Here is a 12,000-nt window from a genome sequence, read left to right as displayed (position 1 = left end):
ATGTTCAGCTGACCGATACTAATAGGTCGAGGGCTTGACCAATACAAATTATTACAAAGTAAACTTAAGTGCAATTTTGAAAGAATAATCTTTCAATATCTAGTGATGATGCGTCTAAGGGTTACACCCGTACCCATTCCGAACACGACGGTTAAGACTTAGACGGCTGATGGTACTGCATGGGCGACTGTGTGGGAGAGTAAGTGGTCGCTAGGTAAATGTGGTTCACTAGCTCAGTCGGTAGAGCACATGACTTTTAATCATGGTGTCCGGGGTTCGATTCCCCGGTGAGCCACCAAACCTCTGTTTATACAGAGGTTTTTTATTTTTCAATAAATTATTTTAAAGTAAAGTTTTAGATGATTAAATGAAGTTAAGATTTAGCAAATTTTTTATTTAATATAAGAAATACGTTAACTTTATCAAATAATCCACAGACAAAGTTATTTAATCCACAGAATATACTAAGATAAAAGATTAACCTGTGGATTAAACAAAAAGTCTTAGCTCACAATGCTAAGACTTTTTGTTTAATAGTAAAAATATTTAAGTATATAGTTATAATGTACAGTATGAGTTAAAAGTCAGTAAAAATTAGTCATGAATTACTTTCCAATTGTTATTTACAGTAGCATCAATGATCTTTCTATCTAATATATAATTAGCAATTAATTCAGAAACATCCGTAGGTATATCTTTAACTAATAGTTTATCTTTAAACATGAAATAATCTCCGCCGCCGGAAGCTCTGTAATTATTCATTACTACATTATATTCTTTAGCCATATCCATATCAAAACCTTTATACTTTAATAATATAACTCTATTTCCTATTGGTTTAGAAATGTTTAGAACGTAGTCAATGCCTTCCCACATATCATAATTATAATGCTGTGGTTTAGGATTAGAAAAATCTTTACTTACTACATATTGGCCATCTATATATTCAAAATAAGAAGCGCTTCTTTCTAGAGCAGACTTTATATCAGAGCCTTTAAGTTTTAATACTTTAAGTGTATTTGGGTAAATATAATTAGAAACAACATCTCGCATAGTAACGTTTGATTTTAAACCAAGACTTCTATTGTCAAAAAGTGATGTAAGAGATATATCAGTTTCACCATAATGCATTTGAACTTTATTAATAAATTCCATCAGTGAATTATCCTTTAATCTAATTTCAGTAGGATTAGATATTGTCATATCTCCATCTATCTTTCCTATAGGAGTATCTAACCAAGCTTGAGTATCTGTTTCATATTTTTTAATTAGTTCTACACATTCATTATCTACATCATAATCTTTAGAATATAGTAACTTACTTGATGCATTTTTAATCTTCCATGTAGATGAGTGTTTTTCTAATCTCAGAGATATCCTTCCTAAAGATGCTCCATCAAATCCAGATTGGCATACTAACACATTATTTATATATTTATCGTATATGGATCTATGCTGATGTCCTGTTAATAAAAGATCTATTCCCTGGACCTTTTCACAAATTTCATATCCTTGATTTTCACCAGTAAGATTTTCAGAAGGTAGCCCTGTATCGATATCTTTTTCAAAACCACCATGATATGCAACTACTATTATATCAGCACCTTCATTTTTCATTTGAGGGATCCAATTATTTAGTGAATTTATGACATCTTCGAAATTTAGATCTTTAATTATGTGTGGTTGTTCCCAGTTAGGAATATACTTTGTGGTACATCCAATTATACCGATTTTTAAATCATTAGAAAGTTTTTTAATTATATAAGGTTTACCAAAGTAAGGTATGTTATTTGATTTATTAAGAATATTTGAGCTAAGCCATGGAAAATTAGATTGATTTTTCGCATTTAATAAATAATTCATACCGTAATTAAATTCATGATTTCCTACAGTAAAGGAATCGTATCCTAAATAATTAAAGAGTTTTATTACAGGATTTTCTCCTTGTGGATTAATCCTTGCATAATAATATATAAGTGGAGACCCCTGAAGGGCATCTCCACAATCTACAAGTAAAGTATTATCATTCTTTTTCTTCTCATCTTTTATGATGCTAGATAGTTTAGAAAGACCTATATCTCTGTATTCATTAGTTCCATAATATATTGGTAATATACTTCCATGAATATCACTAGTATGAAGTATAGTTAAATCTATTGTATTTAAATTCATATAAAATAACCTCTTTCATAGATTAAACAGTTAAACGAGTCTTTTTCTTATATTTCCTGATATAAAATCAATAACAGTAACCATTACTATTATGCCCAGTAATATGATCCCAACTCGACTCCATTGTCTAGCTTCGAGAGCGAATATAAGAGGAGTACCAATTCCACCAGCACCAATTATACCAAGTATAGTAGCAGAACGAACATTAATTTCAAATCTATAAAGCGAATAGGAGGCAAATTCAGGTAATACTTGAGGAATTATAGCATATTTCAATTTTTGAAGAGCATTAGCACCACAAGAGGTTAATGCTTCGTAAGGGCCCCAATCTATGTTTTCAATCCCCTCTGAATATAGTTTACCAAGCATTCCTATAGAATGGACGCCAAGAGCCAATACACCAGCAAATGCACCTGGGCCCACAGCTTTAATAAATATTATTGCCATTACAATTTCAGGAAATGTCCTTATAAAACTTAATAAGAATTTACCGCTTCCACTAGCTAACTTGTTCTTACTCATATTTCTTGCAGCCCAAAATGAAAATGGAATACATAAAAACGCAGATACAACTGTACCTAAAACTGCAATTGCAACAGTATCAAGTAAGCCTCTAAGAAGATCTTCTCCATCAGGAAGGTATACATACCCCCAATCAGGATGAAATAAGCCTTTAAATATAGAAGTTATTACTTGATTCGCAGATTCTTTAATTCCAGTAAATTTTATTCCTGCAAAGGCCCATATATATATAGCAATTAGTATTATAGCAATAAGCCATTTGGATAATGATTTTTTTAAAGATTTATTTTTTTCTATCATAGTAAATTCTCCCTGATTTTTATGCTTACATGATCTATAATGACTACCATAACTAAGGTAGCAATGATAATAGTGCAAGTTTGATCATATTTAAATAACCCCAAAGTACTATCCAATTGAAGCCCTATACCACCTGCACCTACTAAGCCTAAAACAGCAGCAGCTCTTACATTTATTTCAAAGGTATATAAGACATATGAAATGAACTGAGGCAAAACTTGAGGAATTACTGAAAAATTTATTATTTGAAGAGTGTTACCACCACAAGCTGTTAAAGCTTCCATTGGACCTTCATCGATGCCTTCTATTGATTCATACAATAATTTAGCAACAAGGCCTAATGAAAAAAAGCTTAAGGCAAATATACCTGCTAGTGGGCCTAGGCCAAAAGCCGCAACAAATATAGCAGCAAATAGTAAGTCGGGTATTGTTCTTATAAGATTTAATATTACTCGTGACATCGATAATAGTATTTTAGATTTGCATATATTTCTTGCAGAAAGCAAAGCTAAAGGAATTGATACTATAGCTCCTAAGGTTGTCCCGATTATAGCCATTCTGATTGTTTCAGCCATAGGGCTAAATATTCTAGGGAAATAACTCCAATCAGGAGGAAACATTTCTTTAAAGAGCTTACCTGTCTCTGGAAGCCCTTTCATGAGCTGCGAAAATGAAGCGTCTGTTTTTTTAGCGCTGGCAATAAGCAAAATAAGTACTAATACAATTGTAAGATATAATTTCATGTTAGAAGGTTTTTTTATAGTTTGCTCTTTCATCTTTATTCCTCCTAAACTTCTGCAAGGTCTTCTGTTTTGCCGTTATATATATAATCAAAAATTTCGTCGGTGGCCTCTTCTACAGCACCATCAAAAACTAGCTTACCTTCTCTAAAACCTAATATTCTAGTTGCGTATTTCTTTGCTAAATCTATGTGGTGAAGATTAACAATAGTAGTTATGTTCATTTCTTTATTTATTCTTGCTATATCGTCCATTACTTGAATTGTTGTCACAGGATCTAATGAGGCTATAGGCTCATCTGCTAAAAGTATTTTTGCCTGCTGAGCTAATGTTCTAGCTATAGCAACTCTTTGCTGCTGTCCACCAGATAGTTCATCAGCTCTCATATAAGCTTTTTGCTCTATTCCAACCTTTTTTAATGATTCAAAAGCTAGTTCTAAGTCTTCTTTTGGAAACATTCCGGTTAGAGTTCTGACGGTGGAGTGATAGCCAACTCTTCCAGCTAAGACGTTTTTAAGTACAGAGGATCTTTTAACTAAGTTAAAGCTTTGAAATATCATTCCAATATCTCTACGCATGACTCTTAAATCTTTTCCTTTTGCTTTGGTGATAGACTTACCGTTTATCAGTATTTCTCCTGAAGATGTCTCGTTTAATCTGTTAATAGATCTTAAAAATGTAGATTTTCCTGCGCCAGAAAGTCCGACTATTACAACAAGTTCTCCTTCGTTTATTGTAACACTAACATCCTTAAGCCCAATAACACCATTAGGATAAGTCTTTGATACGCTTTTAAATTCAATCATAATTTTACCAACCTTTTCTTAATGATTTTAAAACACGAACAATAATTGAAATATGTAGTACTAATTATTATATAGCATTTAGTGAATTAACTGTTAGTTAAATAGTAATAAACACAAACTTAACCTTATTTTAACAGTAAATACTATTAATTTTAATATAAGAATACTATAATTTAACTAGTATTTTCAATAGAACATTAGAAAATTTTACTTCTATAACAATATTTTCAATACAATTCTGTTATATATAGCAATTATTAAGTAATATGCAATATAAAAATAAATACGAACGATATTGCAAAAAAAATAAAAATAGTTTATGATTTAAATGTATTTATTGGAAATGTAGTTTAATTTTTAATTTTTAGGGAGGATATACTATGAAAAGAAGAATATTAAGTGTTGCACTATGCACTGCATTAGCTATGACTGCATTAGCTGGTTGTAGTAGTACTAAGAAAGATGACTCAACTACAGCAAAGGGATATGAACCAAAAGAATTAAAGGTTCAGTTCGTGCCTTCACAGAATGCTGAAACTTTAGAAGCAAAAGCTAAACCTTTAGAAAAGTTATTATCAGACAAGCTTGGCATACCAGTAAAGGTAAGCGTATCCACAAGTTATAATACAATAATTGAGGCCATGGCTTCAAAGCAAGTAGACATTGGTTTCTTACCTCCAACAGCATATGTTTTAGCTAAAGAAAAGAATGCTGCTGACATTTTACTTCAAGCACAAAGATACGGAATAAAGCAACCTACTGGAGAAAATACTACAGAACTTGTTGATTCATATAGATCTATGATAGTTGTTAAAAAAGGTTCAAATATAAAGACATTAGCAGATCTAAAAGGAAAGAAAATAGCTTGGCAAGATGTTACTTCATCAGCAGGATACATATGGCCAGCTGCAGAACTTAAAAAAGCTGGAGTAGATCCTGAAAAAGATGTACAAGGCATAAGAGTTAAAGGTCATGACAAGGGTATATTAGCTGTATTAAATGGAGATGTTGATGCAGCAGCAGTATTTGAAGATGCAAGAAATACTGTAAAGAAAGATGTTCCGGACATATTTGATAAAGTTGAGCCTATATACTTCACTCAACCAATACCAAACGATACTATCAGTGTAAGACCAGATATAACAGCTGAATGGAAAGAAAAAATACAAAATGCTTTTATAGAAATTGGTAAAGATCCAGAAGGAAAGAAGATAGTAACAGAGATATACTCACATGTTGGATATGTAAAGTCAGATGACAAGAATTTTGACATTGTTAGAGAGTATCAAAAGTTAGTTGAAGCTAAATAGTAGTATAGTTATATAGCTTACAATAGTCAATTAAAAAGGTATCTAAGAATTTAATTAATAATTCTTAGATACCTTTGTTTTTAAATTTTCTATTTATAAGTTATTATAGTGTCTAATCCTTCTTTTACAGTTGAACCTATGACTGGATTCATTTCTTTTATAACATCAGGGTTTGTTATTAGAACTGGTGTTATTAATGAGAAGCCTTTACTTTCTACAAATTCTCTATTAACTTTTATGATAGGTGTACCAGCTTTTATTTTTACACCAGGTTCTATTAGTCTTTCAAAGCCTTCACCGTTTAGAGAAACAGTGTCGATACCTATATGAACTAGAAGTTCTACTTCTCCTGAAATTGTCATAGCAAAAGCATGATTTGTTTTAAATACTAAGGATAATTCACCATCAGCTGGAGCTACAAATATGGAACCGGTGCTATCAATTGCAACTCCATCTCCAGCCATTTTTTTTGCAAATACTTCATCTGGAACTCTAGATAAATCTATTGTAGTTCCTGCAACAGGTGCGAGAATCTTTATTTCTTTTTTTAGGAATCCAAACATAATATACTCCTAACTTCACATTATAGTGAAATTAGAAAAACTCACTTCCTTTCAAAAATATAATAATAAAATTAACAAAAAGTTCATAATTAATAGAAAAAGGCATAAGTTTTTATAAACTTATGCCTGATTTAACAGTAACACGCACTCTAATTATATATTATTATTTGAGTTTAGTCAATTGTAGACGGTATTTATTATCGTTATAAAAATATATATGTTAAAATATATTTAGTAAATATTGCATAAGATGGTAGTATTAATTAAAATGGTACTATATTACAGATAATAAGGGGGACGCATATGTTATCGAAAGAAATAATAGGCAAAGTATTATCCCAAGCTTTGAAAAGCGGGGGAGATTTTGCAGAAGTTTTTGTTGAAGATACAATGAATAATAATATAACACTGACTGATGGCAAAGTAGATAGTATAGTTTCAGGGAGAAACTATGGTATAGGTATAAGAATATTTAAAGGATTTAGAAGTGTATATGCATATACAAATGAAAATAGTTTGAAGCATTTGACTGAGGTAGCATGTAAGGCTGCGTATGCACTTGGAAACATTGATGATAATCTAGATATTAACTTGAATCTTATCGAAAGAATAAATTCTAATATTCACCCTATAATCTATGTTCCTTCATTTATTGAAAGTACTAAGAAGATTGAAAAGATGAAGCTAGCTTATAAATCTGCTAGAGAATACAGTGATGAAATAAGTCAAGCTTCAGTAACGTATATGGACAAAGATCAAAAGGTGCTTATTGCTAATAGTGAAGGTTTATATACAGAAGATAGAAGAATATGGACTAGGTTAGGAATTAAATCTGTAGCAAGTAATTCTAAGGAAAATCAATTAGGTACAGAAAATCCAGGAAGAATGATGGGATTTGAAATGTTTGATAGTATAGACCCTGAATATTACGGAAGAGAGGCAAGTAAATCAGCTGTTACTATGCTTCATGCAAATTATTGCCCAGCTGGTAAGATGATGGTTGCCATTGAAAATGGTTTTGGAGGAGTTATATTTCACGAGGCTTGTGGGCATTCACTTGAAGCTACATCTGTTGCAAAGGGAAATTCGGTATTTTGTGATAAGTTAGGTCAACAAATAGCATCTACAAAGGTAACAGCTATAGATGATGGAACATTGCCGAATCTATGGGGATCGTTAAATATAGATGATGAGGGTACAAAAACAAGAAAAAATGTACTTATAGAAAACGGAATTTTGAAATCGTACATGATAGATAAATTAAATGCTAGAAGAATGGGGATGGAATCTACTGGTAGTTCTAGAAGAGAATCATATAAGTTTGCACCAACATCTAGGATGACCAATACTTATATTGCAAACGGCAATGATAATAATGAAGATATAATTAAATCTATAGAATACGGCTTATATGCAAAGAAAATGGGTGGTGGTTCAGTTAACCCAATTACAGGTGAGTTCAATTTTGCTGTAGCAGAAGGTTATTTAATAAGAAATGGTCAAATATCGGAAGCTGTAAGAGGTGGAAGTTTAATTGGTAAAGGTGCTGATATATTAATGGATATAGATATGGTTGGACAAAATCTTAGTCATGGTCAAGGTGTGTGCGGGTCTTTAAGTGGATCTGTTCCAACTAATGTAGGTCAGCCACTGATTAGAGTAAAACAAATAACTGTTGGTGGAAGATAGGAGGGGAGAACTTTATGGAAGTAAGGCAATTTAAAGATATAGTTTTTAAGTTTGCTAAAGAATTAGGATTTAGTGAATACGAAATTTATTATTCTAACAAGGAAAACTTAGAAATAAGAATCTACGAGGGCGAAGTTGATGGGTATGGCTTAAGCAGTACTGGAGGAGTAAGTTTCAGAGGAATTATAAACGAGAAAATAGGATATGCATATAGTGAAAGTTTAGATGAAGCAGCTGCTGAAATAATTGTAAAAAAGGCTAAAGAAAATGCAGAGCTTTTAGAGAATGAAGATAAAGATTTTATATATGGTGAACAAGGTGAATATGAGAATGTTTCAACATATGGTGAGGATATAGAGCGATTAACTCCAAGTGAACAAATTAATTTAGCGCTTATGTTAGAGAAAAAAACAAAAGAAGCAAGTAATTTGATTGAAAAAGTGGATGAATGTGAAGTAGATACTTCTAGATCGGAAGTAGTAATAATAAATTCCAAGGGATTAGATTTAAGAAGCAAGAAAACTACTGCTATTGCTTACGTCGATGCAGTTGCTAGAAATGTAAGTGGTATGCAGACTGGTATGTCTATTAAGATTAGAACAAGCATAAGAGAATTAAATCTTGATGAGATTTCTAAGGAAGCTGCAAATGATGCTATATCTAAGATCGGTTCAAAGTCAATTAAGTCAGGAAAATATAAAGTACTAATATCTAATTATATGATGGCAACTATATTAGAAACATTTCAAGGCGTCTTTAATGCTGATAATGCTCAAAAGGGACTTTCATTGCTTCAAGGAAAAGAAGGAAGTACTATAGCTTCTGATATTGTAACAATTACAGATAATCCGATTTTAGAAGGATCTCCTTATTCCACTCCTTTTGATGATGAGGGAGTACCAACATATAGGAAGTCCATAGTAGATAAAGGAAAGTTTATAACACTTCTTCATAATTTGAAGACTTCCAATAAAGACAATGTAAAAACTACTGGAAATGCATCTAAGGCTTCGTTTTCGTCACCAGTTATGATTTCTGCTACAAATTTATATATAGAAAAAGGTGAGAAGACTTTTAATTCATTAGTGGGGCTTGTAGGAAATGGATTATATATAACAAATCTTCAAGGTATGCATTCAGGAGCAAATGCAATAACTGGAGACTTCTCGTTAGCAGCTAATGGAAGAGTTATAAGAGATGGAAAACTTGGAGAGGCAGTAGATCAAATAACAATAGCAGGGAATTTCTTTTATTTGTTAAAAAACATTGAAGAGGTTGGAAGTGATTTTGATTTCTATTATTCTAACACTGCTAGTCCTTCTGTTGTGGTAACTGAACTTTCAATTGCTGGTCTATAAAATATAATGCAGAGAGTAATCATACTAAATATTTGATTACTCTCTGCATTTTCAATAATTATATTATAATTCAAGCTGAACGTTATATTCCTTTAACCATATATTCATTTGAACTAGATAAGCAATTAATTGAGGTCCTGTCATAAGTTGACCATACCATGGGGTTTTGTAAGCATCACCTTTTGTATCAACTATCTCTTGAACCTTTTTCTTATCTATAATATTTAATATAGGAGAAGTTTTATCGCTTAGTATATCATTCATAGCTGCGCATACTAATGATGTGTATATAGGGTTGTGTGTTTTTGGATAAGGACTCTTTTTTCTATATATGATATCATCAGGCAATACTCCCTTTAATGATTTCCTTAAAAGCCCTTTTTCTCTATCATCAGCAAATTTTATTTTTTGGGGTAAATTGAAAGCGTACTGAACTAATCTGTAGTCAGCAAAGGGCACTCTTACTTCAAGACTATTAGACATACTCATTCTATCTTTTCTATTTAGCAAATTAACCATAAACCACTTAATATTTAGATAAAATAATTCTCTCATTCTAAAATCTAACTTGCTTTCATTATCTAGATGAGGAACTTGTTTTAAGGTATCTAAATATTCTTGTTGGGTCTTATCTTCTATAGGTAAGCTTTTTAGATTGTCAGATAGAAGAGATTTTCTATCTTTTACAAATCTTGACCAAGGGAATGTTGGTGCATTTATAAGTTCTTCTCGAGTATACCATGGATACCCGCCAAATAGTTCATCTGCACATTCCCCAGATAAGGCTATAACGAATTCTTTTCTTATTTCCTTGGAAAATAAGAATAAGGATGAATCTACATCAGCCATTCCTGGTAGGTCTTTAGCGATTACAGCATCCTTTAAAGCTGCTGTAAGATCGTTATGATTTATTAGGAATGTTTTGTGACTACTCTTGATGAACTTAGACATTTGCAATGCCCAATATTGATCTGATGTTGGTTGAAATAATGAAGACTTAAAGAATTTATCATTATCTTCATAATCTATAGAATAAGTTGTAAGAGTTTTTCCTTTACTTCTATATTCTTCTGCTGCTATTGCCGAAATAGCAGAGGAATCAAGTCCACCGGATAAAAATGTACAAAGGGGAACGTCACCTACCAGCTGCCTTTTTATTGCATCTGTAAGTAAGTCTTTAAGATGTTCAGCTGCCTCATCCTCAGTTTCGTTGAAATCCTCAGCAGAAACCTTCCAATACTCTTTAGTCTTTATCCCATCTGGAGTAATTAGTACATAATTAGATGGAGAAACCTCTTTTATATCTTTATATATACCACTTCCAAGACAATTAGCCGGTCCTAAAGCAAAGATTTCAGTTAAGCCATCTTTATCTATAATGGGATCTACATAAGGATGAGCAAATAATGTTTTTATTTCAGAGCCAAATATAAAAGAATTACCTTTTATAGTATAGAATAAAGGTTTCACTCCTAGAGGATCTCTTGCCAAGAACACTCTATTTTCTTTTTCATCATATATGGCAAATGCAAAAATACCATTTAATTTTGATATGCAGTCAATACCCCAACAAATATAAGCTGTAAGTAAAACCTCTGTATCAGAGTAAGCATCAAATTGAAAACCCTTATCTAGTAGTTCTTTTCTTAGATCCTCAGTATTATACAATTCTCCATTATATATTAAACAATAATTATGGCCGCCAAGAGTTTTAACCATTGGTTGTTTTCCACCCTCAGGGTCTACAACCACTAGTCTTCTATGTCCAAAAAGAATATTATTGGTTGTATAGTATCCATAGCTGTCAGGTCCTCTTAACTTTAAAGTATCGGTCATATCTTCTATTATTTTATGCTGTTTTGAAATGTCATCTTTGAAATTCACCCATCCAGCAATTCCGCACAAAATTATCACCTTCATAAATAATATTATTTTTTATAATATGTAAAAAAGCTATTATTAGTTACCTGTGATTAAGATGAATAATATAAATATACTGGGGTTATAACCCATAATAAGTAATTTATAGGGCTAACAGGTGGATTCTTTGTGATAACAGTGCCAGGTGTATCAATTGATGAAATATGTTGAAATATGGAGAAATTATAATTAATGGACAAGTAAGTTGCTATAATGGCATTTAATCTATTTAATGGATTAGAACTATGTGATATTATAAGTCATGTCGCTGAAACAAGTAGTGACGAAGACACGAAAGTAAAATTTATCTTTCAAAAATAAGTTTTAAAAAAGTGTTGACAAAGAAATCTTACGGTGGTAAGATATAAAAGCTGTCAGAAAAACAGCAAAACAAACTTGGTCTTTGAAAATTAAACAGAGAAGATAAACAAAGTCTAAAACTAGACTTAAACTAAACCAGCAATTCTTTTGAAAAAAGACTTACTAAGTAAGTAAGCTATGATTAAACTTTAAATTGAGAGTTTGATCCTGGCTCAGGACGAACGCTGGCGGCGTGCCTAACACATGCAAGTCGAGCGGAGAAAGTTCTTCGGAACTTTCTTAGCGGCGGACGGGTGAGT

General features: G+C 31.9%; 9 protein-coding genes, 1 tRNA gene and 2 rRNA genes. 6 read left to right on the top strand and 6 right to left on the bottom strand.

Features of this window, described 5'->3' with window-relative positions:
* Window positions 1-98: 98 nt before the first annotated feature.
* Window positions 99-216, top strand: a 5S ribosomal RNA gene (gene rrf, locus J3477_RS25840).
* 6 nt (window positions 217-222) lie between these two features.
* A tRNA-Lys gene (locus tag J3477_RS25835) sits at window positions 223-298 on the top strand.
* A 296-nt stretch (window positions 299-594) separates the two neighbouring features.
* Here the strand turns inward: J3477_RS25835 and J3477_RS25830 are convergent.
* The 4 genes from J3477_RS25830 to phnC are packed head-to-tail and all read right to left on the bottom strand — an operon-like array spanning window position 595 to window position 4,540.
* Entirely contained in the window at window positions 595-2,172 is a 1,578-nt protein-coding gene (locus J3477_RS25830; RefSeq protein WP_206873106.1) for a bifunctional metallophosphatase/5'-nucleotidase, read from the bottom strand.
* A 30-nt stretch (window positions 2,173-2,202) separates the two neighbouring features.
* Entirely contained in the window at window positions 2,203-2,994 is a 792-nt protein-coding gene (gene phnE, locus J3477_RS25825) for a phosphonate ABC transporter, permease protein PhnE (protein ID WP_206873105.1), read from the bottom strand.
* Window positions 2,991-3,770, bottom strand: a complete 780-nt coding sequence (phnE, locus tag J3477_RS25820; RefSeq protein ID WP_206873104.1) for a phosphonate ABC transporter, permease protein PhnE — start codon at window positions 3,768-3,770, stop codon at window positions 2,991-2,993. Before phnE (J3477_RS25820) ends, phnE (J3477_RS25825) begins: the two co-directional genes overlap by 4 nt.
* Before the next feature lie 11 nt (window positions 3,771-3,781).
* Window positions 3,782-4,540 (bottom strand): phosphonate ABC transporter ATP-binding protein, encoded by a 759-nt coding sequence (phnC, locus tag J3477_RS25815; protein WP_206873103.1) that lies wholly within the window; start codon window positions 4,538-4,540, stop codon window positions 3,782-3,784.
* A 380-nt stretch (window positions 4,541-4,920) separates the two neighbouring features.
* Between phnC and J3477_RS25810 the strand changes: the two genes are divergently transcribed.
* Complete coding sequence (locus J3477_RS25810; RefSeq protein WP_206873102.1) at window positions 4,921-5,850, top strand: phosphate/phosphite/phosphonate ABC transporter substrate-binding protein; 930 nt, start codon at window positions 4,921-4,923, stop codon at window positions 5,848-5,850.
* Between the two features lie 89 nt (window positions 5,851-5,939).
* Here the strand turns inward: J3477_RS25810 and J3477_RS25805 are convergent, their stop codons facing one another.
* Window positions 5,940-6,413, bottom strand: coding sequence for a PTS sugar transporter subunit IIA (locus J3477_RS25805; protein WP_206873101.1), 474 nt, complete (start codon window positions 6,411-6,413; stop codon window positions 5,940-5,942).
* Between the two features lie 303 nt (window positions 6,414-6,716).
* Between J3477_RS25805 and J3477_RS25800 the strand changes: the two genes are divergently transcribed.
* Window positions 6,717-8,102 carry a TldD/PmbA family protein gene (locus J3477_RS25800; RefSeq protein WP_206873100.1) on the top strand — a complete coding sequence of 462 codons (1,386 nt, stop codon included), beginning with the start codon at window positions 6,717-6,719 and terminating at the stop codon, window positions 8,100-8,102.
* Window positions 8,103-8,116: 14 nt separating this feature from the next.
* The gene (locus J3477_RS25795) at window positions 8,117-9,460 is read left to right on the top strand and encodes a TldD/PmbA family protein (protein WP_206873099.1); all 1,344 of its coding nucleotides are present in this window, start codon (window positions 8,117-8,119) and stop codon (window positions 9,458-9,460) included.
* A gap of 63 nt (window positions 9,461-9,523) precedes the next feature.
* On the opposite strand, the gene asnB is transcribed toward J3477_RS25795, so the two are convergent.
* Window positions 9,524-11,365, bottom strand: a complete 1,842-nt coding sequence (asnB, locus tag J3477_RS25790) for an asparagine synthase (glutamine-hydrolyzing) (protein ID WP_206873098.1) — start codon at window positions 11,363-11,365, stop codon at window positions 9,524-9,526.
* Between the two features lie 525 nt (window positions 11,366-11,890).
* Here asnB and J3477_RS25785 point away from each other — a divergent pair.
* A 16S ribosomal RNA gene (locus J3477_RS25785) occupies window positions 11,891-12,000 on the top strand; the annotation flags it as partial.

Source organism: Clostridium zeae (assembly GCF_017312485.1).
Taxonomy (GTDB): Bacteria; Bacillota; Clostridia; order Clostridiales; family Clostridiaceae; genus Clostridium_AR; species Clostridium_AR zeae.
Note: the sequence above shows the minus strand (reverse complement) of the source record. Positions and strands in the feature narration are given on the sequence as shown.